This is a genomic window from Ruegeria sp. H3, assembly GCF_056533095.1.
Map to the genome: position 1 here is coordinate 83,472 of NZ_JBQFOD010000010.1, position 22,838 is coordinate 106,309.

21 protein-coding genes and 1 tRNA gene are annotated in these 22,838 nt (G+C 57.3%); 15 read left to right on the forward strand and 7 right to left on the reverse strand.

The genetic code is table 11. The annotated features are described in order from the left end of the window. The first annotated feature begins 1,274 nt into the window (after positions 1-1,274). The 3 genes from ACR0JE_RS13110 to ACR0JE_RS13120 all read left to right on the forward strand — a co-directional run bounded on the left by ACR0JE_RS13110 (position 1,275) and on the right by ACR0JE_RS13120 (position 3,847). Positions 1,275-2,162 carry a LysR family transcriptional regulator gene (locus tag ACR0JE_RS13110; protein WP_480864470.1) on the forward strand — a complete coding sequence of 296 codons (888 nt, stop codon included), beginning with the start codon at positions 1,275-1,277 and terminating at the stop codon, positions 2,160-2,162. Positions 2,163-2,268: 106 nt separating this feature from the next. Continuing rightward, positions 2,269-2,892 carry an NAD(P)H:quinone oxidoreductase gene (gene wrbA, locus ACR0JE_RS13115; protein ID WP_480545124.1) on the forward strand — a complete coding sequence of 208 codons (624 nt, stop codon included), beginning with the start codon at positions 2,269-2,271 and terminating at the stop codon, positions 2,890-2,892. Positions 2,893-2,950: 58 nt separating this feature from the next. Continuing rightward, positions 2,951-3,847 carry an EamA family transporter gene (locus ACR0JE_RS13120; protein ID WP_480545123.1) on the forward strand — a complete coding sequence of 299 codons (897 nt, stop codon included), beginning with the start codon at positions 2,951-2,953 and terminating at the stop codon, positions 3,845-3,847. A gap of 690 nt (positions 3,848-4,537) precedes the next feature. Here the strand turns inward: ACR0JE_RS13120 and ACR0JE_RS13125 are convergent. Next, positions 4,538-4,614, reverse strand: a tRNA-Pro gene (locus ACR0JE_RS13125). 73 nt (positions 4,615-4,687) lie between these two features. Beyond that, positions 4,688-5,803: a THUMP domain-containing class I SAM-dependent RNA methyltransferase gene (locus ACR0JE_RS13130; protein WP_480864471.1), complete on the reverse strand. Its 1,116-nt coding sequence runs from the start codon at positions 5,801-5,803 to the stop codon at positions 4,688-4,690. Positions 5,804-6,100: 297 nt separating this feature from the next. Here ACR0JE_RS13130 and ACR0JE_RS13135 point away from each other — a divergent pair, with 297 nt between their 5' ends. From ACR0JE_RS13135 to nqrF, 6 genes are read left to right on the forward strand one after another with little or no spacing between them, the layout of a single operon-like run. Further along, complete coding sequence (locus ACR0JE_RS13135; protein WP_480864472.1) at positions 6,101-7,444, forward strand: Na(+)-translocating NADH-quinone reductase subunit A; 1,344 nt, start codon at positions 6,101-6,103, stop codon at positions 7,442-7,444. Between the two features lie 5 nt (positions 7,445-7,449). Continuing rightward, entirely contained in the window at positions 7,450-8,658 is a 1,209-nt protein-coding gene (locus tag ACR0JE_RS13140; RefSeq protein ID WP_480864473.1) for an NADH:ubiquinone reductase (Na(+)-transporting) subunit B, read from the forward strand. Beyond that, entirely contained in the window at positions 8,651-9,466 is an 816-nt protein-coding gene (locus ACR0JE_RS13145; protein ID WP_480864474.1) for a Na(+)-translocating NADH-quinone reductase subunit C, read from the forward strand. Before ACR0JE_RS13140 ends, ACR0JE_RS13145 begins: the two co-directional genes overlap by 8 nt. Continuing rightward, complete coding sequence (locus ACR0JE_RS13150; RefSeq protein WP_152460184.1) at positions 9,466-10,119, forward strand: NADH:ubiquinone reductase (Na(+)-transporting) subunit D; 654 nt, start codon at positions 9,466-9,468, stop codon at positions 10,117-10,119. The genes ACR0JE_RS13145 and ACR0JE_RS13150 overlap by 1 nt, the downstream gene beginning before the upstream one ends. Further along, positions 10,119-10,727, forward strand: a complete 609-nt coding sequence (gene nqrE / locus ACR0JE_RS13155) for an NADH:ubiquinone reductase (Na(+)-transporting) subunit E (RefSeq protein ID WP_039526851.1) — start codon at positions 10,119-10,121, stop codon at positions 10,725-10,727. The genes ACR0JE_RS13150 and nqrE overlap by 1 nt, the downstream gene beginning before the upstream one ends. Before the next feature lie 10 nt (positions 10,728-10,737). Continuing rightward, positions 10,738-11,961 carry an NADH:ubiquinone reductase (Na(+)-transporting) subunit F gene (nqrF, locus tag ACR0JE_RS13160; protein ID WP_480864475.1) on the forward strand — a complete coding sequence of 408 codons (1,224 nt, stop codon included), beginning with the start codon at positions 10,738-10,740 and terminating at the stop codon, positions 11,959-11,961. A 52-nt stretch (positions 11,962-12,013) separates the two neighbouring features. Here the strand turns inward: nqrF and tviB are convergent, their stop codons facing one another. Together tviB and ACR0JE_RS13170 are read right to left on the reverse strand one after the other, a co-directional pair. Next, complete coding sequence (gene tviB / locus ACR0JE_RS13165) at positions 12,014-13,297, reverse strand: Vi polysaccharide biosynthesis UDP-N-acetylglucosamine C-6 dehydrogenase TviB (RefSeq protein WP_480543981.1); 1,284 nt, start codon at positions 13,295-13,297, stop codon at positions 12,014-12,016. Between the two features lie 14 nt (positions 13,298-13,311). Next, on the reverse strand, positions 13,312-14,325 hold the full coding sequence (locus ACR0JE_RS13170) for an SDR family NAD(P)-dependent oxidoreductase (protein WP_480864476.1): 1,014 nt from the start codon (positions 14,323-14,325) through the stop codon (positions 13,312-13,314). Positions 14,326-14,502: 177 nt separating this feature from the next. Here ACR0JE_RS13170 and ACR0JE_RS13175 point away from each other — a divergent pair, with 177 nt between their 5' ends. Beyond that, positions 14,503-15,264 (forward strand): metallophosphoesterase, encoded by a 762-nt coding sequence (locus tag ACR0JE_RS13175; protein WP_480864477.1) that lies wholly within the window; start codon positions 14,503-14,505, stop codon positions 15,262-15,264. 6 nt (positions 15,265-15,270) lie between these two features. Here ACR0JE_RS13175 and ACR0JE_RS13180 read toward each other — a convergent pair whose 3' ends face one another. Continuing rightward, on the reverse strand, positions 15,271-15,795 hold the full coding sequence (locus ACR0JE_RS13180) for a CBS domain-containing protein (RefSeq protein WP_170534749.1): 525 nt from the start codon (positions 15,793-15,795) through the stop codon (positions 15,271-15,273). A 122-nt stretch (positions 15,796-15,917) separates the two neighbouring features. On the opposite strand from ACR0JE_RS13180, the gene ACR0JE_RS13185 reads away from it, so the two are divergent. The 3 genes from ACR0JE_RS13185 (at position 15,918) to nqrM (ending at position 17,447) form a co-directional block, all read left to right on the forward strand. After that, the gene (locus ACR0JE_RS13185; RefSeq protein WP_480543984.1) at positions 15,918-16,103 is read left to right on the forward strand and encodes a hypothetical protein; all 186 of its coding nucleotides are present in this window, start codon (positions 15,918-15,920) and stop codon (positions 16,101-16,103) included. A gap of 66 nt (positions 16,104-16,169) precedes the next feature. Further along, positions 16,170-17,195 (forward strand): FAD:protein FMN transferase, encoded by a 1,026-nt coding sequence (locus ACR0JE_RS13190; protein ID WP_480864478.1) that lies wholly within the window; start codon positions 16,170-16,172, stop codon positions 17,193-17,195. Between the two features lie 15 nt (positions 17,196-17,210). Further along, positions 17,211-17,447, forward strand: coding sequence for a (Na+)-NQR maturation NqrM (gene nqrM / locus ACR0JE_RS13195; protein WP_480864479.1), 237 nt, complete (start codon positions 17,211-17,213; stop codon positions 17,445-17,447). Positions 17,448-17,457: 10 nt separating this feature from the next. Here the strand turns inward: nqrM and ACR0JE_RS13200 are convergent, their stop codons facing one another. Further along, positions 17,458-18,879: a pyridoxal phosphate-dependent decarboxylase family protein gene (locus ACR0JE_RS13200; protein ID WP_480864480.1), complete on the reverse strand. Its 1,422-nt coding sequence runs from the start codon at positions 18,877-18,879 to the stop codon at positions 17,458-17,460. A gap of 3 nt (positions 18,880-18,882) precedes the next feature. Next, entirely contained in the window at positions 18,883-20,016 is a 1,134-nt protein-coding gene (locus tag ACR0JE_RS13205) for a DUF819 family protein (RefSeq protein ID WP_480864481.1), read from the reverse strand. A gap of 182 nt (positions 20,017-20,198) precedes the next feature. On the opposite strand from ACR0JE_RS13205, the gene gpmI reads away from it, so the two are divergent. Together gpmI and ACR0JE_RS13215 are read left to right on the forward strand one after the other, a co-directional pair. Continuing rightward, a complete protein-coding gene (gene gpmI / locus ACR0JE_RS13210; RefSeq protein WP_480864482.1) occupies positions 20,199-21,713 on the forward strand; it encodes a 2,3-bisphosphoglycerate-independent phosphoglycerate mutase in 1,515 nt (504 codons plus the stop codon). Beyond that, on the forward strand, positions 21,710-22,837 hold the full coding sequence (locus ACR0JE_RS13215; protein ID WP_480864483.1) for a murein hydrolase activator EnvC family protein: 1,128 nt from the start codon (positions 21,710-21,712) through the stop codon (positions 22,835-22,837). Before gpmI ends, ACR0JE_RS13215 begins: the two co-directional genes overlap by 4 nt. Position 22,838: the final 1 nt, after the last annotated feature.

The window sequence follows — 22,838 nt, forward strand, 5'->3', positions numbered from 1 at the left end:
CTAACACTGAGTGAGCGCGCCTGGTTGCAGTTCCTCCGGGACGTGAGCAACGGAAATGATCCTGAGCCTACCTTACGGCGAGTGCAGCTATTGAGGCGCCTTTGTCGACCACACAAAGAAAAATGGAATGGGTTTTCGAGATAGCGGCGAGGAATGGCTGGTGAACCCTGCCTCGCCGGGTCCCTCGCTGATTGAACTGAGGTTGCACAAGGTTGACAAAAGTTTACATCCGCCTTCCCGGGATCGACGGAATGTAAACCTTTCGACCTAAAAACAACTCAAATCAGGCCAAAAGGTTTACACTAAATTGACAGATTTCGGCTCAAAACTAGTTTTTCAGACCAAAATGTAAACCTTTGAACCAGACAAACCCATAAAAACAACGGTTCTTGGAAAACACATATCAGAAGACATGCCAGAAAAGCTAACAGAAGAGCGAAACACAGGCCAGACGACACCAGACACATGTAAGAGAACGGACGTAGCTCAGGCCAGTATGGAGAGCTACTGAGAGAGCGAGATAGAGAGCGTAAGCACAGGTCTATGTCAGGCAGCGTATCGAGCTACTCCCGAGAGAAGAAATCGACGATTGCTCATAGACAGGGAATAGATGCACCTAGATCGCAATCACGATAGATAGCACCAACACGCAACAGCGCCCTAGAGAGCGACAACCAAGTGTAAGAGGTGTCAAGGTAACTGGGTACTAGAGAGGAAAGGTGATCGTAGGGAAGAGCGCTCAGGGGCGGCACCCGATTTGCGCTTATGTTTACCAGAACTTTTGTATGCTCCGTTGCTTCTGAGTGCTCATTGGTTAACCGGTGACTCGCCTTGGAGCGTAAAGACGGCTGCACTTTGATTGTATGTGCTGTAATTTCTTTGGAAGTTCGTATGGCGACTTCAAGAGAGAAGCTTCATTGAACCCTTGAGACGTCTTTCCGCATCTTCTGCAATCGCCCTGAGTCTTTCCTGCCGAGTTGGCTCACTAGCGGCGTCGCTCACTGGTCTAGCTTTGCTATTGACGGGGCGATCCGAGTTTTCATTGCTCGACCGGCTTGGAACACTTTTCGGCGTAAGCGGATTCTTAGATTTTGCCATTGTGCCTTACTCCTAGCCTCGCCGAAAATAGAGCGATGGTTGTTTTCTGGCAACCGCTCGGAAATCAACACCAGCAACTCAGACGTGCCGCCCCTTCGCACCAGTGGCGCGGTCGTATAACTTGCAGTTCGTTACGCCCAACTGGGCGGCTCAAAAAACTGATCGGGGGCCTGGAGTTGGACAAACTGTCAGTCATGCAAGCTTTTTGCCGTATCGTTGAACGCGGTAGCTTTGCCCGTGCGGCGGAAGACCTTGGTGTTTCTCCTGCGCTTCTCAGCAGAGAAATCAAGCTTCTGGAAGAGAGCCTGGGAACCGTCCTCCTCACCAGAACGACCCGATCGATGTCACTGACTGACACCGGCAGCCTTTATTACCAGGATGCAATTGGAATCCTCGATGCGGTTGAAAAAACGGAACAAACCATCAGGGATGGTTCAAAAGCGATGCGCGGGCACCTTCGGGTGAATGCGTCAAGTTCCTTCGGACAAACCGTTATTGCACCGATGCTTCCAGAGTTCTTGGAAACCTATCCAGATCTGCGATTTACTCTTTCGATGGACGACAAGGTGATCGATATGGTCGAGGGCGGGTTCGATCTGTCGATACGAATCCGAGCCGCGATGCCGGATTCGACCCTTGTTGCGCGACGGATCGGGGTGATGCGACAGCGGATTTTTGCGTCTCCTGACTATTTGGAGCGATGTGGGACGCCGACTCAGCCAGCGGATCTGAAAAACCACGCGATCATCGGCTTTTTGCTTGCTGATCATTTGACGAGTTGGAAGCTCTCGGCCGCCAACGGTGTCACAACATTAGAGCTTGATCCGCGCGTGCGGGTTGGCAATAGCCTCGTTTTGCGCGATCTGCTGATAGCGGGGCAAGGTATTGGAACCCTGCCTGAGTTCGTTTCTGATGCTCCTGAAGCTAGTGGAGCTTTGGTGAGAGTTCTTCCTGACCACGAATTGCCCGCGCCAGAAGTATTCGCAGTTACAGCATCTCGCTTGGGAATGGACGCAAAGGTTACAGCCTTTCTTGATCATCTGCGCCTGGCTCTCAGGTCGTGACATTATTCAATACAGGTAAAGAGTGATGTCAAAGAGCGCAGCTTAATTGGCGGTGCAACAAATTCCATTCTCTCAGGGAACAAATCACAGCCCTGAGAGGTATCCTATGTCACGTATTCTCGTTCTCTACTATTCAAGCTATGGCCACGTCCGCACATTGGCCGATGCCGAAGCTGAAGGCGCAAGAAGTGTTCCCGGCACCGAAGTTGACGTTCGGCGTGTGCCCGAAACTGTCCCTGAGGAAGTCCGCCAGCAGGCTGGCTATGTCGTGGATGACACGCCTATCGCCTTGCCGACAGATCTCGAAAACTATGATGCAATCATCATTGGAACACCGACCCGATTTGGCATGATGGCTGGCCAAATGAAGTCCTTCCTTGACCAGGCTGGCGGGCTTTGGGCCAGGAATGCACTGGTTGGTAAAGTCGGGGCGGTCTTTGCGTCTACGGGTTCGCAACATGGCGGGCACGAGGCGACCCTTCTGACAACGCAAGTCCCGCTTCAACACTTTGGGATGCTGATTGCCGGAATGCCCTACACATTTGCTGGCCAGACTACATCAGACGAAATTATTGGTGGTGCACCATATGGTGCGGGAACCATCGCTGGTGCCGATGGTTCCCGCACGCCTACCGAAACTGACCTGGCCGGAGCGCGGTTCCAGGGTGCTCATGTTGCAAGGATTGCAGCGTGCCTCGCTGGATCAAACCTCCAAGCGGAAGCAGCGTAACCCGCGCGCCTCTGACGTCTCACTCAAATTCTCAAACGCCTCAGCTGGGAGACATACCATGTCACGCTCAACCGATATTCTTCTCACTTCGCTCGCCCCAGCGGTATGGGGAAGCACTTATCTGGTAACGACCGAAGCGCTCCCGGCTGGCTACCCGATTACTCTGGCTGCGTTACGAGCTCTGCCTGCTGGGTTGTTGTTGCTTGCAGTGACGCGTTGCGTTCCACCACGCGATTGGTTCGGTCGAGTTTTCGTCTTGGGCAGCCTCAATTTCGCTCTGTTCTGGGTGCTCCTCTTCGTTGCTGCGTATAGGTTACCTGGTGGTGTGGCCGCCACCCTAGGATCGTTGCAAGCAACGATCGTGATTTTGATGGCGTGGGGATGGCTGGGAACCCCAATCCGACTTGGTGCACTTGGCGCCGCCGCGACTGGCGTAATGGGTGTGTCTCTGCTGCTGATCGGACCAGAAGCACAACTTGATTGGATTGGTATAGCAGCGGGTTTGGGAGGAGCCGCGTCAATGGCTGCTGGCACTGTTCTCAGCCGGAAATGGCAACCTCCGGTCTCGGCACTGAGTTTCACAGCGTGGCAATTAACAGCCGGTGGTTTGATACTGCTGCCAGTCGCACTGTTTCTTGAGCCGCCTCTCCCTGCGCTCAGCGCGACAAATGTCGCCGGCCTTATTTGGCTCGGGTTGATTGGTGCTGCAGCAACCTATGCTCTTTGGTTTCGCGGCATAGCGCGCTTGGATCCCAGTGCAGTTTCGATGCTAGGTATGATGAGTCCTGTTACAGCTGTTGCGCTCGGCTGGGTATACTTGGGGCAAACGCTTAGCCTCACCCAGTCCATTGGAGCAGCCATAGTTTTTGGCTCTGTTGTGGTTGGCCAGAGCGTGAGTCGAAGAGACAATTCGGGTTTGAAAAATTTGAGACCAGCAACAGCTGGATCTGTCTGAGGGGCGTTGAGTCGCAAACAATGGGTCCAATCACGCAAGCGGGCGAGGAATGGCTCAGCGCCTCGCTCAAGCCCGTTCGCCAGATCCCTAGAATATCGAAGCCCTAGGTTTCCCCACGGATGATTAAGGGGATGGGTTCTGGGTCCGCAGCATCCGGACGGTCCTAACCTCCTGTAGCAATGGTAACATTGTGGTCGAACTCGCTAAGTGCTGAGGGCGCTCAGAGCGTGCGTTATAACATCAGTGCTGTCTTGCGTCGGAAACTGCGTTGGACGCTGCCAGTGAACGTCCCAGCCGGCCTGTTGATGTGCATAGGAGACCACGGCATTGCACGCGTGTTCTATACAAATCTACTGGCCCCGTGTGCCAAACGCAAAACTCTCGCGCTCAAGATAAAAGTGCATTTCGCCCTGGAAATCGCTTTGTGGGCGAAGCTGAATTTTGGTGTTTGTAAGAGGCCGTTACAGCAGCACAAAGCAGCAAGCAGTCAGCCAAGAACAACGCGCTTCGATGCCTATGTTCTTTGACACCTCATACCAGACCAACAAGAAACGCTTGCGCCGGGAAAATGACCGGGCAGCGAGTCACCTATCTGGAAGGTGCAGGAAAGATCACTTTGGATCGCTCCCCGTTGGAAAGCATCGGGCGCCCCAAGTGGTTGCCGCCAGTCGTATGGGCGCCTTGTTTTATTGGTCGGAGTGAGAGGATTCGAACCTCCGACCCCTGCCTCCCGAAGACAGTGCTCTACCAGGCTGAGCTACACTCCGACCGTGGCGCGGGGTCTATACGCGGTGAGGTGGATGTGCAAGGGGCATTGTGAGCCTTGCACAGGACATGCGCTCAGGGCAGGGGACCGGTTTGGTAGAGCTTCACTTTGGTGCCGCCATGATCGACCACGGGGCCGGCTGACAACTCGGGCAGGCGTGTAGCGCGAGCAAGAGAGGGGTTGCTGGTGACGATCCCGACGCGCCAGCCCTGAAAGCGGGACATCAGGGTTTTGCCCAGGCTGCCGTGAAGCGCGCGCAGGCGTTTCTCATCACCTATGCGGGCACCGTAAGGTGGGTTTACGATCACAAGGCCGGGCTGATCGCCGATGGGCTTTATGTCGCTGACAGTGCGGTGGGCGAACCGAGTGACATCTGAGACCCCTGCCTGAGCCGCGTTGGCACTGGCAGCCTCAACCGCGCCGGCATTGCGGTCCGAGCCGCGAAAGATCAGAGATGTCTCGGTGGTTGGGCCGCCTTGACGCAGCGCTTCAAATGCAGCGGCATCAAAGCCTACCAGATATTCGAATGCGAACCGCCGAGATCGACCGGGCTGCAAACCAAGGGCGATTTCTGCCGCTTCGATCACAAACGTGCCCGAACCGCACATCGGGTCCAACACTGGTTCGGACCCGTCAAAACCGCAGGATCGCAGAAACATTGCGGCCATGGTTTCGCGCATCGGAGCCTTGGCGATTGCGGGTTTGTGCCCGCGTTTGTGCAAAGGCTCTCCGGAGGTGTCCAGTGACAGGGTGCAAACATCTTTCTCGATCCGTAGCATGACGCGTAGATCAGCGTCCGAGGCGACGGGTGCGCCCAATGTCTCGGTGATTGCGCGTTCGATCCGTTGGCGCGCGGCCCCGGCGTGATAGATACGAGACTTTCGGCTGGTGGCCTCGACCTTCACGGGGATGTCGGGACGCAGGAAATCAGCCCAGGGAAATTTGCGTGCCCGTTTGTCTAGCTGTGCAAGATGAACCGCTGGGAAACTGCCGATGCGCACCAGAACCTTGTTGGCCCCGCGTAAGGAAAGATTGGCGCGCCAGACCTCGGCCCAGTCTCCACTGCAGCTGACACCACCCGCAACGCGATGGGCATTCTCGAATCCGTTCTCGACCGCTTCTTCGCAAAGCGGTGCCTCCAGGCCTGGGGTGGCCACTAGGAAAATTTCGAACATACCGGGTGTTTTCATGGGGGTTGCTTACACCGGATACAAATCGGGCGCGACACGGTTTTTTTGTGCTAGATCGCCTTTGAATTGGTGGACTGAGCAGAAAGTGAAGCGGTTGTCGGGTTTTTCGGCGGTAACAGGTTTGCGTTTCGTGCGCGGCGCGCGTAAAGGGTCCCTGATCGAAAGCACGCTGGCGGATTGCATTGGGGATTTGGCGCAATCGTTCTCCCTCAGGTGATGTGGTTCGTGTTATCTTGGCTCCGAACGAGCGGGCAGGATAGTCGGCGCAGGAAAAGAGGCTTGGAAGACCGTAGCGACATGCAAACTTTCAAACTGAAAAAAGGGATGGAATTGCCGGTTCAGGGTGCACCTGAGCAGAAAATCCATCCAGGGCCGGAGTTCAAAACCGTGGCCGCGCTGGGCGCAGACTATCTGGGCCTCAAGCCAAAGATGCTGGTACAGGAAGGCGATGCGGTTCAACGCGGCACGGCCTTGTTCTGTCACAAGGATGCGCCTGAGGCGATGATGGTGGCCCCGCTGACCGGCAAGGTTGTGGCCATTAACCGGGGTGCGCGGCGCGTACTGCAGAGCGTGGTGATCGAGGTCTCGGACGCGAATGATACGGGCGTCGATTTCTCGGGCATTGGCAATGCCGACAGCGCAGAAGGCGTGACCGAGAAGCTGTGTGCCGCCGGTTTGTGGACAGCGTTCCGTACGCGACCCTATTCCAAGATGCCCGCGCCGGGCACCAAGCCCGCCGCGATCTTTGTCACGGCGATGGAGTCCGAGCCTCTGGCCGCAGATGCCGCAGTGGTTATTGCGGATGCAGGGGATGCGTTTGCTGCGGGTCTTGCAGCCATAGCAAAGCTGACCGAGGGCAAGACATATCTGTGCCACAAGGAAGGTGACAGCGTTCCCGGTGCGGATGTAGCCGGTGTCGAAGCGGCCGCTTTTGCAGGCCCGCACCCGGCAGGTCTGGCCGGTACACATATTCATTTCCTGGAGCCGCTGGCAGGCGACAAACAGGTCTGGACCATCGGGTATCAGGACGTGATCGCCATCGGTCGTCTGGTGCAGACCGGTCATCTGGATCCGAATATCGTCATTGCGCTCAGCGGTCCCGGTGCGCGGCAGCCGCGACTGATCCGCACCGTGATGGGGGCATCTACTGACGATCTGACCCGCGACGAGGTCAATGTCGAGGGTTCGCCTCGGATTATCTCGGGCTCGATCCTGTCGGGGGCACAGGCCGAGGGGCCGACTGCCTATCTGGGGCGGTTTGCGCGGCAGGTTTCGATCATTCGCGAAGACCACGATCAGATTCCGCTGGGATGGATTCGTCCGATGCCTTCGAAATACTCGGTCCAGCCTGTTCTGGGTTCGGCCTTGTCGAAAAAGCTGTTTCCGCTGACATCGAACCTGAATGGGGGCCGTCGCGCGATGGTGCCGACTGGAGTGTTCGAACGGCTGATGCCGCAGGACTACCTGCCGACGCAGTTGCTGCGGGCCTTGCTGGTGATGGACACCGACACCGCTCAGGCACTGGGCGCCTTGGAGCTGGACGAAGAGGATCTGGGCCTTGTGGGCTTTGCCTGTCCGGCAAAATATGAATACGGGCTGGCGCTGCGCGACTGCCTTGCAAAGATTGAAAAGGAGGGCTGAGCCACATGGGTTTGCGCAGCTTCTTTGATCGGATTGAGCCAAACTTTACCAAGGGCGGCAAGTACGAGAAGTATTTCCCCATCTACGAGATGGTGGAAAGCTTCATCTACACTCCGAAAACTGTAACCACCGTCGCACCGCATGCACGGTCCTATATCGATATGAAGCGGATCATGACCTACGTCGTGATCGCGACGATCCCTTGTATCCTGTGGGGGATGTATAACACCGGTTATCAGGCGAACTCGGCCATCGCCACATTGGGGCCTGACTCGGCGACCGGTTGGCGGATTGCGCTGTTGCAGATGTTTGGGATTTCGCTGGACCCCAACAGCATCTTTGCCAATGTGATGCACGGGCTGATGTATTTCCTGCCGATCTACATCGTGACGCTGGTTGCAGGCGGTATCTTCGAGGTCATCTTTGCCACCGTGCGAGGCCATGAAGTAAACGAGGGTTTCCTTGTGACCTCTATGCTTTACACGCTGATTATGCCGGCAACTGCGCCGTTGTGGCAGGTGGCCTTGGGCATCATCTTCGGCGTCGTGATCGGGAAAGAAGTATTTGGTGGCACCGGCAAGAACTTCCTGAACCCGGCTTTGGTTGGTCGTGCGTTCCTGTATTTCGCCTATCCGGCCAGCATGTCCGGTGACACGGTCTGGACACCGGTTGATGGCTTCTCGGGCGCAACCGCGCTGTCCGTCTCCGCGTCGCAGGGCTTTCAGGCGCTGGCAGCTGATGGCATCACCTGGTGGAACGCGTTCTTCGGCTCGATCCAGGGCAGCTTTGGCGAGACCTCGACGCTTGCTTGTATGATCGGTCTGGCCTTCCTGTTGGCTACGCGGATCGCCAACTACCGGCTTATCGTGGGCTGTCTGGCAGGGACCATCGGCTTTACCCTGCTGTTGAACCTGATCGGGTCGGACACCAACCCGATGTTCGCGATGCCTTGGTACTGGCATGTGGTCATTGGTGGGTATGCCTTCGGTTTGGCCTTCATGGTGACCGAGCCTGTTTCCGCCAGCCACACCAACATGGGTCGCTACATTTACGGTGCTCTGATCGGTGTCATGGTTGTAATGATCCGTGTCATCAACCCGGCCTTCCCCGAAGGCATGATGCTCGCCATCCTGTTCGGCAATGTCTTTGCTCCGCTGATCGACTATTTCGTCGTGCAAGCCAACATCAAACGGAGGGCGCGTCGCCATGTCTGATCCGCAACCTCAAGAACCCAAAGGCGCGATTGCCCGGTTCCTGGCTGCTTCGCCAGACTCAGTTGGCAAGACGATCTTTATCGCAGTCGCGGTCTGTCTAGTCGCCTCGATGGTCGTATCCGCCGCAGCCGTCAGCCTGCGCCCGGTGCAGGAAACCAACCGTCTGAAGGACAAGCAGGTCAACGTTCTGCAAGTCGCAGGGGTGTTCGAGCCCGGCATCGACGTAACCGAAGCCTTCGCCGCGTTCGAACCTCATGTGCTGGAACTGTCCACCGGCGATTTCGTAGATGATCAGTTCGACCCGGCCACGTTCGATGACATCGCTGCAGCCAGCGATCCTGAGCTGAGCGTTGCGCTGGACGATGACCCGGCTGGCATTGGCCGCAAGTCGAAGTATCGCGTAATCTATCTGCTGCGCGACGACGCCGGTGCGTTGGACAAGGTGATCCTGCCGCTGCACGGCTATGGCCTGTGGTCCACGTTGTATGGCTTCATCGCGCTGGAGAATAACGGCAACGACATCTATGGCCTGCAATTCTATCAGCACGGTGAGACCCCCGGCCTTGGGGCCGAGGTGGACAACCCACGCTGGAAGGCTCTGTGGAATGGTAAGAAGCTGCGCGATGACAATGGTGATCTGCAAATCACCGTGTCGAAATCCCAGCCTGCTGCCGGACCCGACTTCTATATCGACGCGCTTGCTGGGGCGACCCTGACCTCGGTCGGTGTCGATAACCTGGTGAAATTCTGGATGGGCGATGCGGGTTACGCACCGTTTCTGGCCAAACTGCAAGCAGGAGAGCTCTGATGTCCCAGACCAAGAAAGAGATGCTGGTCGACCCGCTTGTCGACAACAACCCGATCACCTTGCAGGTGCTGGGCATCTGTTCGGCGCTGGCGGTGACCTCGTCGCTGCAGGTGTCGATGGTGATGGCGCTGGCGGTGATCTTCGTGACCTCATTCTCGTCCTTCTTCATCTCATGCCTGCGCAATCAGATTCCCGGCTCGATCCGAATCATCGTGCAGATGGTGATCATCGCCTCACTGGTGATCCTGGTGGACCAGATCCTGAAAGCCTACGCATTTGAGATTTCAAAAACCCTGTCGGTCTTTGTGGGCCTGATCATCACCAACTGTATCGTTATGGGCCGCGCCGAGGCGTTTGCGATGAAGAACCCCCCGGTTGCGTCCTTCATCGACGGCATGGGCAACGGCATGGGCTATGGCCTGATCCTGCTGCTGGTGGGCTTCATTCGTGAGCTGTTCGGTGCCGGATCGCTGTTCGGTGTCACCATTCTGGAGACCGTCAACAACGGCGGCTGGTACGTGCCCAACGGCATGCTGCTGCTGCCCCCGTCGGCGTTCTTCATCATCGGTCTGATCATCTGGGCCTTCCGCACGTGGAAGCCGAACCAGGTGGAAGAGCGTGAATACAAAATTCAGCAGGTAGAGGCCCACTGATGGAAGGTCTGATCTCACTGGCTGTAAAGGCCATCTTTGTCGAAAACCTTGCGCTCAGCTTCTTTCTGGGGATGTGTACCTTCATCGCTGTATCGAAGAAGATTTCGACCGCGCTGGGTCTGGGTATTTCGGTCATGGTTGTGCAAGCCATCACCGTGCCCGCCAACAACCTGCTGCTGAACTACCTGCTCAAGCCGGGCGCGCTGGCCTGGGCCGGGTTCCCGGATGTGGACCTGACGTTCCTTGGTCTGATCTCGTATATCGGCGTGATCGCGGCGATGGTTCAGATCCTTGAGATGGTTTTGGATAAATATTTCCCGCCGCTTTACAACGCGCTGGGGATCTTCCTGCCGCTGATCACAGTGAACTGCGCTATTCTGGGTGGCTCGCTGTTCATGGTGGAACGCGACTATAACTTTGCCGAGGCGACCACCTATGGCCTGTCTTCAGGCTTTGGTTGGGCACTGGCGATCACCGCGATGGCGGGTGTTCGGGAAAAGCTGAAATACTCGGACATCCCCGACGGCTTGCAGGGTCTGGGCATCACTTTCATCACCGCAGGACTGATGGCGATGGCCTTCATGTCCTTCTCGGGCGTGAAACTGTAAGGAGGGCGCAATGGAAACCTTTGGCTTAGGTGTAGCCCTTTTCACCGTTATCGTTCTGGGTCTGGTGGCCGTCATCATGGCAGCACGGTCGCGCCTTGTGTCGACCGGCAATGTCAACATCACCATCAACGGTGAGAAAACCGTTTCAGTCCCGGCGGGTGGCAAACTGCTGCAAACCCTGGCGGCTGAAAAGCTGTTCGTCCCGTCGGCCTGTGGCGGCGGTGGCACCTGCGCGCAATGCCGTGTGCGCGTGCATTCTGGTGGCGGCTCGATCCTGCCGACCGAAGAAAGCCATATCACAAAACGTGAGGCCGCCTGTGGTGACCGCCTGTCCTGTCAGGTTGCGGTCAAGCAGGACATGGATATCGAAGTCCCCGAAGAGGTCTTTGGCGTAAAGAAATGGGAATGCACCGTGCGTTCGAACGAGAACGTGGCGACCTTCATCAAGGCTCTGACCCTGGACCTTCCCGAAGGTGAGGACGTGAACTTCCGCGCTGGTGGCTACATCCAGATCGAAGCCCCTGCGCATGCACTGAAATACACCGATTTCGACGTGGAAGAGGAATATCGCGAAGACTGGGATCGCTTCAATCTGTGGCAGTACGAGTCGGTAGTGAACGAGCCGATTGAACGCGCCTATTCGATGGCCAACTATCCGGATGAAAAAGGCATGATCATGCTGAACGTCCGGGTTGCCTCACCGCCTCCGGGGTCCGAGGGTATTCCGGCGGGTCAGATGTCGTCTTACATCTTCAACCTGAAACCGGGTGACAAGGTGACGATCTCGGGTCCGTTTGGTGAGTTCTTCGCCCGCGATACCCAAAAAGAGATGGTCTTCATCGGCGGTGGCGCGGGCATGGCGCCGATGCGCAGCCACATCTTTGACCAACTTAAGCGTCTGGAAAACCGCGATCGCAAGATCAGTTTTTGGTATGGTGCGCGGTCTAAGAAAGAGATGTTCTTTGTCGAGGATTTTGACCAGCTGGCCGAAGAGTTCGACAATTTCGATTGGCACGTGGCCTTGTCAGACGCACAGCCCGAGGACGATTGGACGGGCTATACCGGCTTCATTCACAACGTTCTGTTCGAAGAATACCTCAAGAATCACCCTGCGCCCGAGGATTGTGAGTTCTACATGTGTGGTCCTCCAATCATGAACCAGTCGGTCATCAACATGCTGCTGGATCTGGGTGTGGACCGCGAAGACATCATGCTCGACGATTTCGGCGGGTAAGAGACCAAAAAAACCGGCGCAACACGCGCCGGTTTTCATTTGCGGAACTGAGTCAAAGCCTCAAGTCGCTTGCGTCCCTTGGCAGGCAGGACTTGATGTCGTACACCACGCTGTTGGCTTTGCCGTAGGCGCGGAATGTGGCAGGGTCGAGGTCTTTGTATTCCTGATGCGCGACAGCCAAAACGACCGCGTCATAAGTCTCGTCCTGAGGGACCTCTAAAAGCGAGAGACCGTATTCAGCCTCGGCTGCGGCGGGGTCGGCATGGGGATCGTGGACATCAACGCTGATGCCATAACTCTGCAATTCCTCAATGATATCAACGACGCGGGTGTTGCGCAGGTCGGGGCAGTTTTCCTTGAAGGTCAGGCCCAGAACCAGAACCTGTGCCGTACCAACATTGATGCCGTTGCGGGTCATGCGTTTGACCAGTTGAGATACCACATAGCTGCCCATCCGATCGTTCAGCCGCCGCCCGGCCAGGATGATCTGGGGATGATGGCCCACGGCCTCGGCCTTGTGGGTCAGGTAGTACGGATCAACGCCAATACAGTGACCACCGACCAGGCCGGGGCGGAAGGGCAGGAAATTCCATTTGGTGCCTGCGGCGCGCAGGACGGCCTCGGTATCGATGCCCATGCGTCCGAAGATCATCGCCAGTTCATTGACCAGCGCGATGTTCAGATCGCGTTGGGTGTTTTCGATGACCTTTGCCGCTTCGGCCACGCGGATGCTTTCGGCCTTGTGGGTTCCGGCGGTGATGATCCGGGCATATAGCGCATCGACCAGATCGGCCACTTCGGAGGTCGAGCCAGAGGTCACCTTGCAAATATCCGCAATCCGATGGGTCTTGTCGCCAGGATTAATGCGTTCCGGGCTGTAGCCTGCAAAGAAATCCGTGTTGAATTTCAGGTCCGAAGCGCGTTCCAGCACCGGAACGCAATCTTCCTCGGTCGCGCCGGGATAGACCGTGGATTCGTAAATCACCAGATCGCCGGGTTTCAGAACACCGCCGACTGTTTCTGATGCCGCAAGCAGAGGCGAAAGGTCAGGCTGTTTGCCAGCCGTGATCGGGGTGGGCACGGTGACGATATAGGTGTCACAGGCCGCAAGATCTGCGACATCGGTGGTGAAGGTCAGACCCGTTGCGGCGGCTAGATCTTCCGGTTCAACCTCGTGCGTGGCATCTTGGCCGGCGCGCAGGGCGTCGATGCGGGCCGGGTTGATGTCGAACCCGATGACCGGGCTGATCTTGCCAAAGGCCACCGCCAAAGGCAGGCCCACATAGCCCAATCCAATGACAGCGATCTTGCGGGCATCGGGGTTCGTTTGCAGCATTCAGGTCTCAGTCTTTATTTGCCGTGATAGTCCCGGAACCACGCGACAAACCGGGCGATCCCATCTTTGAAATCGGTTTGCGGGCGGTAACCAGTTAGCCGTTGCAGCAGATCAGTATTGGCCCATGTGGCGGGGACGTCGCCCATCTGCATGGGCATATAGTTTCGGATGGCCTCTTTGCCTATCGCTTCTTCGATGGCTTCGACAAAATCCATCAGGCGCACCTTGTCGCCATTGCCGATATTGACCACGCGATAGGGCGCAACGGGGGACAGGCTGTCACCCTCTTCAATCTGGTCAGCGCTTTCGGGGCGCACGGGCGGCACATCGATCAACAATCGGATGCCACGGACCAGATCGTCCACGTTTGTGAAATCGCGATACATGTCACCGTGATTGTAGATGTCGATGGGCCGGTCATCCAGAATCGCATCCACGAATTTGTACAGCGCCAGATCAGGCCGTCCCCAGGTGCCATAGACGGTGAAAAACCGGAACATCGTTGTCGGCAAGTCCCAAAGATGCGCGTAGGAGTGGCCCATCGCCTCATTGGCCTTTTTGGTGGCCGAATAGATGGTCAGCTGGGTGTCGGCCTTTTCGACCTCTGTAAAGGGCATCTCTTCATTGGCACCGTAGACCGATGAGGTCGAAGCCATCAGCAGGTGTTCGACCTTGTGGATGCGCGCGGCCTCCATCACGTTGAACGTACCGACAACATTGGAGTTTATGTAGCTGCGCGGCTCTTCCAGGCTGTATCGGACCCCGGCTTGTGCTGCGAGGTGAACGATAATCTCGGGCTGAAACTCATCAGCGACTTTCATCAGCTGTTCGTGATCTTCCAGCATCGCCTCGGTCGCGGTGAAACCTGGGGTCTGCATCAGCATCTGATGGCGGCGCTGTTTCAGGGTGACGTCGTAATAGTCCGTCATCCCGTCATAGCCATGCACCTGGAACCCTTCTGACAGCAGCAGTTTTGCCAGATGGAAGCCGATGAACCCTGCGGTCCCGGTGATCAAAACACGTTTCATGAAACCCTCGAACACAATAAAACTCTGCGCATCAGGGATACTTTCCCCGCTTCGAGGTCAAGCAGATTTTCCCATTTTGCGGCTATTCGGCCAAGCTGGTCGATTAGGCACACGCCGAAACGCCGCCGGGAATTGCCGATTGTCGCCAAGGCTGAGCCGGGGTAGGGAGGGCGCGTTATGGTTAGGGATTGGATCAAAGGGCTGTTCGGCAAACGCGACGCGCAAGCGCCGTCGCCCATCATGCCCGAGATAGCGCCCGATCAACCGTTCATCGCCATTGGCGACATTCATGGGCGGCTGGATCTGTTGCAGGATTTGCTGCCTCGGTTGGACGACAATTGCCCTTGGGTTTTTGTTGGCGACTATGTAGATCGCGGTGCCTACAGCGCTCAAGTCTTGCATCAGTTGCGGCATCTCAGCGAATCTTCGGGCGGACGGGTCACCTGCCTGCTGGGCAATCACGAAGAGATGCTTTTGCGCTTCGTTGACGATCCAAAACGGGTCAGCCGCCTGTGGCTGCAAAACGGTGGCGTTCAAACGCTCGCCTCGTTTGGCATCACCGGTGTGGCCGAGGCCATTTTAGGCGAACCGGCGGTCGAGATTGCTGAAAAATTGCAGCGGGTTATGGGGGAAGACCTATTGAGCTGGCTCAGGGATCGTCCCCTGACCTGGACCAGCGGCAATATCACTGTTGTGCACGCGGCACTGGACCCACGCCATCCTGTTAATGCGCAACCACGCGATATCTGCCTGTGGGGGCACCCGATGCTAACGCGCGAGCCCAGAGAGGATGGTCAATGGGTCCTGCACGGCCATACCATTGTTGATCAGGCGCGGGCAGAGAACGGAGTTATCTCAATAGACACCGGCGCGTTTGTCACCAATCGCCTCACGGCGGCCGAGGTGTTTCATGGCGGTGTGCGCTTCACCTCGACCTGAACGCGATCAGCCTACGATCATCTGCTTCATGCGCAGCGCTTCGTATTCCAGTTCCTGTAACCGGAAATGCACCACATCGCCAATAGTGATCACGCCGCACAGATTACCGTCGCGCAAGACGGGCATATGGCGAAATTTGCCTTCGGTCATCGTTTTTAGAACGTCATTCAGATAATCGTCAGGTGAGCAAGTTTTGACATCGCGTGTCATCAAGTCTTCGACCGATTGTGGCAGGGTCTGGCCAGGCGTATCTGCCATGCGGCGCACAATGTCGCGTTCCGATAGAATACCCTGTAGCGCCCCGTTCTGATCCGTCACCAGAACTGCCCCGATCCGCTTTTCCTTGAGCGTGTTGACTACGGAATGAATGGTCTCGTTCGGGCGCACGGAAAACACATCATCTCCTTTACCTGTCAACAGTTTTGCCACTGTTGTCTGTGCATGAGACAGGTTCGATTCCGCAGACTGGCTGTAGGTCGACTTGTCAGCCTTATCGCCGCGCGAGGGGGACTGATACGAGGTTGGAGCCATAGGCATTCTCCTTCCGGGGTATTGTGTGTCTTTCCCTTTCACCTTAGCGCAGCTAAACGACCTGTATAGTGTCCAATTGTCCCGATCGGCAAAAACCGGACCCCGAACAGGAGCCCAAAGACGTGAGCGATCTTTACCTGACACCGCCGGTTGCTGCGTTGATTTTCTTTGCTGTGGTCGTTTGCGGGCATAATTTTCGCCTGGCTTGGAAACAACAGGCCGAAGGATGGCAAAAGCGGGCTTGGTTGTTTGGCGTACCTGCGGGTGTTGGCCTTTTGATGCTGGGCTTTTTGCCGCTAAAGCTGTGATGCTGGTTTGACTCCGCCAATGGTGGCTGGCATATGCCGGGCACTGATTTTCCCGGAGACTACCCCATGCGTCTGCTGCCTGCATTGGCCCTTTTGACCGCTCTGACCGGTTGCCTGTTCGACAAGGAACCCGAAGTTGTTCGCCTGTCTGGCGAGACAATGGGCACAACCTTCAACATCACTGCGATTGGTGAGGATTTGGACGAGGCGGCGCTGGCCACAGCGGTCGAAGAGACTCTAGCTCAGGTCAATGCCAAGATGTCGAACTGGGATCCCAATTCCGAGGTTTCAACTTTCTCGGCCTCGACCAGCACGGACCCTATGGCGGTGTCGGAAGAGTTCGCATTGGTACTGGCCGCGGCCAACGATGTGCACGCGAAAACAGGCGGGACGTTTGATGTCACGCTCGGCCCGCTGATTGAGCTTTGGGGCTTTGGCCCACGGAAACCCGAAGATCCGGTGCCATCGGACGAGGATATCGAGACAGCGCTAAGCGGTGTTGGTCAGGCCCGGTTGCTGACATTGGACGGCGCTGCCGGTACTTTGGCGAAATCCGATCCAGCCGTGGGGATCAACCTGTCCGCCATCGCAAAGGGGTATGGCATTGACGCGGTGGCTGGAACCCTGCGTGAAGCAGGGATTGAGGATTATCTGGTCGAGATTGGTGGTGATCTGGTCGCCAAAGGGCAAAATGACAAAGGCGAGGCCTGGCAGATCGGTATCGAAAAGCCCGAAGCCGGATCGCAAACCGTGCAACTGATCGTGCCGCTGAACGATCGCGGCATGGCCAGCTCGGGCGACTACAAAAACTTCTTTGAACAAGATGGCGTGCGCTATTCACATATCATCGACCCGACCACCGGGCGTCCGATCACGCACCGCACGACCTCGGTGACCGTTCTGGCAGAAAACGCGATGATGGCGGATGCCTGGGCGACGGCGATGTTGGCCTTGGGACAGGAAAAAGGGCTGGCGCTGGCTGAAGAGCATAAACTTGCCGTGTATTTCATCTCGCGGGATGTGACAGGCGGCGAAGATGCCTATATTACGGTTCACAGCAGCGCCTTCAAAGACGCGTTGGGAACCGACTGACGGGTAGGAACCGAGATGAGCACTTTCATTCTGGCTTTTGTTCTTCTGGCACTTGTCATGATTGGCATGTCACTGGGTGTGATGCTGATGGGCAAGACCATCAAAGGCAGTTGCGGTGGTCTGAACGCAATCTCGGGCGCGGATAAATGCGTGGTTTGCCAGAAAGATGTCGACCCGAACAGCCCGCTGCGCGATCAGCTGCAATGCAAACGTGCAAAGAAGATGCTGGAGCAGATGGAGCAGCAATCCTGATCCTCAGGCTCTAACTACGGCGTGCTTTCCACTGCACATAACGCGCCATGCCGCGTTCCAGCAGGTTTGGCGCCTTGCCATCATGCAGATGCAAACCCCCGCCCCCTGCGCGATACATTTCGGCGAAGACATCCAGCACTTTGGATTTGACCATCCCGCGTAGCGGGACATGCGCCATCATGCCATATGTCGCGGCGCCGCCGGTCTTGGCCAGATCGGGATTTGCCCGCACGGTGGCGACGGCCTGTGCCAGATCAGCCAGATATTCATCCGCTACATGCAAGTGTTTGGCTGTGACCATGCAGTGGATGCCATCGGGATTCTGGACGCGATTGATGCTCCAACCCGCGCGTTCCAGCTGATCCGCCACCGCATAGATGTTGAGCTTCGGGTCGGTGGAGCCATAGGCCAGCAAGGGCCCTTGGGGATTGCCAAGAATGCGCAGGCCCTCAATCGCTGCAATGCCAGATTTCAGCTTTTCGACGGCTTCGGTTGTGTCTTTGGCCAGCTGGCAATAGCCCTCGACCCCCAGTTTCTGCATGACCGCCCAGGCGGCAGCATAGGCCCCACCTGGTCGGGTGCCCAGCAGGGCAGGTGAGGCAAAGACCCCTCCGGGCCAGTCCTGACAGATGAACATCTGATGCTTAAGCAGGTCGAGATTGCGGTAAAGGATGGTCGAGGCCCCTTTGGCCGCATAACCGTATTTGTGCAGATCGGCAGAGATCGATGTGACCCCCGGAACGCGGAAATCCCAGTCGGGCAGGTCAACGCCGTTGCGTTCCATAAACGGCAGGATCAGCCCGCCGACGCAAGCGTCGATATGCAGAGGAATGCCTTTGGACTGCGCAATCGCCCCCATTTGGGTAATCGGGTCGATCGTGCCGTGCGGGTACTCGGGGGCTGACCCTAGGATCATCACCGTGCCCGCGTTGATCATGCGTTTCAGCCGGGAAATGTCTGTCGCATGATCCGGTGTCATCGGCAGCAGGCGCGGTTTGACCCCGAAATACTCAGCAGCCTTGAACCATGCCACATGAGCGGTCTTTGGCAGGATCATGTTGGGCCGTGTCACCTTGCGCTGTTTGCGCGCCATATCGCGGTAGGTTTTAACCGCCATCAGGCAGCTTTCCGTCCCGCCTGCCGTCACAACGCCGCACGTGTCCGGCCCGCCGTGCAGCAACCCTGCCATGGTCGAGATGATCTGGGTCTCCATCCGTTTCAGGCTTTGAAACGCGGCAGGGTTCAGGCCGTTGGCCGAAGAAAACGCACTGTAGGCCTTGGCGGTGAAGGCGTCGTGCGCGTCATCCAGGTGGTAGACAAGGCTCCACGTGCGGCCCTCACGATAGTTCGGGTCATCCTCGGCAAAGGATTTGAGCTGATCCAGTATCTCATCTTCGGGGCGACCCGCCGCAGGCAGTTTCTGATGATCCATATCCTATCCCCCTCTGGTCAGCAGCAGCGCCAGTGAAATGCCCAGATAGTTCCCGATTGCAAATCCCAGAATGCCGGTTGCCATGCCCGACATCAAGATCGCGGGGTTGCGCAAACTGCGCGAGATCATCGGGACAAAGGCGGGCGACATGACGGCGGCGACCGAGGTGATCAGGAATGTGTCCCGGTCAATTCCCGCGATCCGGGCGAACAGCGCGTGCAGGGCGAAACTGCCGAATGTGGCGATCAGGACAAATCCCAGTACAGCCAGATCCATATCCTGCAACTTGGCCAAATCCATCGAAGCGGCAACACTGAATGAGAATATATAAAGCAGGAACATACCCATTTCAGGCGCGGCTCTGTTTTGGTGCAGCGATGGCGTCAGTGATCCCAAAAGACCCAGTGTTGTCAGCAAGATCACGATGACCACGGGCTGAGCGGCAAAGCTGAAGGTCGGCGCAAAGATCAACGCGGTCGCAACACAAAGCGACGCTGCAAGGAAGGCGATGATGCCGTGCAGAAACAGGTTTGGCTTTGTCGCCTCGCCCTCGGGCGGGAGGTCTGCGTCACGGTCGCCCGTAAAGGGTTTCAGGAACAAGCCAAAGAACGCAGGCGCAAGGGTCAGCACAAACAACAGATAAGCCGCGCCGACGACCGTGTCGACGGTTGCAAACAGCAGATAGCGGCCCTCGGGGATATCCAGCGCCAGTTTGATCGCGCCCATGTTCGCCAAACCGCCGGTATACATACCGACTGCCATGCCCGAAAGCTGCTCGGCTTGTTCGGTGCCCGTGGCGCTGAAGGCAAAGAACAGCCCTGTGGCGACAAGCCCAACCGCAAGAACAGCCAGTGCCATGGACAGCAAAGCGAACCCGGCCACGCGGCCCCATGCCCGCAGGTTGACGCCAAACAACAGCAAGGGCAGGGCAAGCCCCAGGCTCGCCTCGATCACGGTTTCCCTAAGTTGCTGTGCGGCTTCGGGTTGTAGCCCAGAAACCCCCAAAGCTAGCCCGGCTATGTAACACAAAACAATCGGCCCGATACGCCCAGCCAACGCCCAGTGCCGCGCCAATAACATCAGTGCAGCTGGCGCCAAAACATAGATCAGGGCAAAACCCGAAAGTCCTGTTTGCATGACTGTCCTCTTCCTCAGGTCCAAAGACTAGGCGGCCCGGCCCTGATCACACAAGAGGACCTGACGTAAGGTTCTTATGCGCCGACGGTTTGATTAAATCTGCACCAATTCCTGTAAAGGCGGTTCACCCCCCGGCGGCCAGAGGCTAGAAGATGGGGCAAGAGCAGTTACCGGAGATCGAAATGGCCACGCCCAAACCCGTAGTCTTGTGCATCCTGGATGGTTGGGGGTTGTCCGAAGACACGCAGGCGAATGCCCCTTATTTGGCTGAGACGCCGACCTTTGACGCGATTATGAGAGGTCCCCATGCCACGCTGATCACCCACGGCCCGGATGTGGGTCTGCCCAGCGGGCAAATGGGCAATTCCGAGGTCGGACACACAAATATTGGTGCTGGTCGTGTTGTGGCGATGGATCTGGGGCAGATCGATTTGGCGATCGAGGATGGATCATTTTTTGATAATGACGAGCTGCGGTCGTTTATCGCCAAGGTGAAAGCCGCAGGCGGCACGGCTCATCTGATGGGTCTGGCCTCGGACGGCGGCGTGCATGGGCATGTGAACCATATCGTTGCGGCGGCCAAGGCGATCACTGATGCCGGTGTTCCGGTCGCGCTGCACGCTGTGACCGACGGGCGAGATGTAGCCCCGAAGTCGGCCTTGACCTATGTCGCCGAGCTTGAAGATCGCTTGCCCGAAGGGGCCCGTATTGTCACCATATGCGGGCGGTATTTTGCCATGGACCGCGATAATCGGTGGGAGCGGGTATCACAGGCGTATGATGCCATGATCAAGGGTCAGGGCCGTGCGGCTAACTCGGCGCATGGGGCGGTGGATGAGGCCTATACCCAATCTGAAACGGACGAATTCATCACCCCGACGGTTCTGGATGGGTATGAGGGTGTCAAAGAGGGCGACGGGTTCTTTTGCCTGAACTTCCGTGCCGACCGCGCGCGGGAAATCCTGCGCGCCATTGGCGAGCCGGGCTTTGCTGATTTCGATACAGGTCCGCGCCCGGTTTTGTCGGCGTTGTTGGGGATGGTCGAGTACTCGGATAGCCATACCGCCTATATGACCACCGTGTTCCCGAAACGCGCAATCGTCAACACTCTGGGCGAATGGGTGGCCAAACAGGGCTTGCGTCAGTTCCGGCTTGCCGAGACTGAGAAATACCCACATGTGACCTTCTTCCTTAATGGCGGCAAAGAGGCGCCCGAGGAAGGTGAGGACCGTTACATGCCCAAATCGCCCAAAGTCGCGACCTATGATTTGCAGCCCGAAATGTCCTCGCCCGAAGTGACGGCAAAATTCGTTGAGGCCATCGAAGCCGGGTATGATCTGATCGTCACCAACTATGCCAATCCGGATATGGTGGGTCACACTGGCGACCTGCAGGCCGCGATCAAAGCCTGTGAGGCGGTGGATCAGGGCTTGGCGCAAGTAGTTGAGGCGTTGAACACCGTCGGTGGCGCGATGATCGTCACAGCCGATCACGGCAATTGCGAGGTGATGGTCGATCCGGAAACCGGCGGGCCGCATACCGCGCATACGCTGAACCCGGTTCCGGTGGCCTTGGTTGGGGGTCTCGAAGGGGCCGTGCTGCGTAGCGGGCGCTTGTCCGATCTGGCACCAACCCTGCTGGATCTCATGAACCTGCCAAAGCCGCCTGAAATGACTGGCGAAAGCTTGATCTCATGAGGGTAATGGCAGCTGCCATAGCACTGTCTTTGGCAGGTCAGGCTATAGCACAGAACCCGTCGCGGGCGGCGCTTGACGCAGCGGAGATGCTGGAGCAGGCCTCGATCTCGCTGACCGAAGCGGACAGCGCGCGGGATCGGGTACGGGCTTTGACCCAGACCATTCAGGCCTATGAGGCGGGCCTGTCTGCGATGCGCGATGGCCTGCGCATGGCCGCAACCCGTGAGGCTCAGCTATCGGCAGAATTACGAACACGGGAAAAGGATGTGGCGCAGCTCTTGGGGGTTTTGCAAACCATCGAAACCACGGCACCGCCGGTTCTGATGCTGCATCCTTCAGGCCCGCTGGGCGCGGCGCGGACGGGCATGATGCTGTCCGAAGTCACGCCGGGCCTGAACGCCAAGGCAGAAGATCTGGCGCGTGATCTGCAAGAGGTTCGAACCCTGCGCCTGTTGCAACAGGATGCTGCTGAGACCCTGACCGAGGGCCTGAGCGGCGTCCAATCCGCCCGAACCCGCCTAAGCGAGGCGATTGCTGATCGAACTGACCTACCAATGCGTTTCGTCGAAGACCCGATCAAGACGGCAATCCTGATCTCATCTACCGAAACACTGGATGGGTTCGCCAGCGGGTTGTCCGAAATCTCGGAAGGTGAAATTGCCGCGACCGACGCAAGCGTGGCCAGCCGCAAGGGGGATGTACAGCTTCCGGTACAGGGTATCTTGCTGCACCGTGCGGGGGAAACCGATGCGGCGGGGGTGACCCGCCCCGGACTGGTTTTGGGCACACGGCCCCGCGCCTTGGTCACCGCGCCCACCGCAGCAACGATCCGCTATCGCGGACCTTTGCTTGAGCTTGGGAACCTGATCATTCTGGAACCCCAGCCCGGACTTCTGTTCGTTTTTTCTGGATTGCAGGAGGTATACGGAGACATCGGACAGGTGATCCCCGAAGGCACACCAGTTGGGCTAATGCCCGGTGCGGCGCCCGAAATCGGCGCTATTTTGTCAACAAGTGGTGATGGCACTGGAACTGACCGGTCAGAAACGCTCTATATAGAGGTAAGAGAAGACAATAGCCCCGTGGACCCGGAATCGTGGTTTCGGACCAACAAGGATGGATAGA

Coding starts and splice junctions, on each gene's coding strand:
- wrbA (WP_480545124.1), top strand. CDS start 2,269: ATGTCACGTATTCTCGTTCTCTACTATTCAAGCTATGGCCACGTCCGC.
- ACR0JE_RS13120 (WP_480545123.1), top strand. CDS start 2,951: ATGTCACGCTCAACCGATATTCTTCTCACTTCGCTCGCCCCAGCGGTA.
- ACR0JE_RS13130 (WP_480864471.1), bottom strand. CDS start 5,803: ATGAAAACACCCGGTATGTTCGAAATTTTCCTAGTGGCCACCCCAGGC.
- ACR0JE_RS13135 (WP_480864472.1), top strand. CDS start 6,101: ATGCAAACTTTCAAACTGAAAAAAGGGATGGAATTGCCGGTTCAGGGT.
- ACR0JE_RS13140 (WP_480864473.1), top strand. CDS start 7,450: ATGGGTTTGCGCAGCTTCTTTGATCGGATTGAGCCAAACTTTACCAAG.
- ACR0JE_RS13145 (WP_480864474.1), top strand. CDS start 8,651: ATGTCTGATCCGCAACCTCAAGAACCCAAAGGCGCGATTGCCCGGTTC.
- ACR0JE_RS13150 (WP_152460184.1), top strand. CDS start 9,466: ATGTCCCAGACCAAGAAAGAGATGCTGGTCGACCCGCTTGTCGACAAC.
- nqrE (WP_039526851.1), top strand. CDS start 10,119: ATGGAAGGTCTGATCTCACTGGCTGTAAAGGCCATCTTTGTCGAAAAC.
- nqrF (WP_480864475.1), top strand. CDS start 10,738: ATGGAAACCTTTGGCTTAGGTGTAGCCCTTTTCACCGTTATCGTTCTG.
- tviB (WP_480543981.1), bottom strand. CDS start 13,297: ATGCTGCAAACGAACCCCGATGCCCGCAAGATCGCTGTCATTGGATTG.
- ACR0JE_RS13170 (WP_480864476.1), bottom strand. CDS start 14,325: ATGAAACGTGTTTTGATCACCGGGACCGCAGGGTTCATCGGCTTCCAT.
- ACR0JE_RS13175 (WP_480864477.1), top strand. CDS start 14,503: ATGGTTAGGGATTGGATCAAAGGGCTGTTCGGCAAACGCGACGCGCAA.
- ACR0JE_RS13180 (WP_170534749.1), bottom strand. CDS start 15,795: ATGGCTCCAACCTCGTATCAGTCCCCCTCGCGCGGCGATAAGGCTGAC.
- ACR0JE_RS13190 (WP_480864478.1), top strand. CDS start 16,170: ATGCGTCTGCTGCCTGCATTGGCCCTTTTGACCGCTCTGACCGGTTGC.
- nqrM (WP_480864479.1), top strand. CDS start 17,211: ATGAGCACTTTCATTCTGGCTTTTGTTCTTCTGGCACTTGTCATGATT.
- ACR0JE_RS13200 (WP_480864480.1), bottom strand. CDS start 18,879: ATGGATCATCAGAAACTGCCTGCGGCGGGTCGCCCCGAAGATGAGATA.
- ACR0JE_RS13205 (WP_480864481.1), bottom strand. CDS start 20,016: ATGCAAACAGGACTTTCGGGTTTTGCCCTGATCTATGTTTTGGCGCCA.
- gpmI (WP_480864482.1), top strand. CDS start 20,199: ATGGCCACGCCCAAACCCGTAGTCTTGTGCATCCTGGATGGTTGGGGG.
- ACR0JE_RS13215 (WP_480864483.1), top strand. CDS start 21,710: ATGAGGGTAATGGCAGCTGCCATAGCACTGTCTTTGGCAGGTCAGGCT.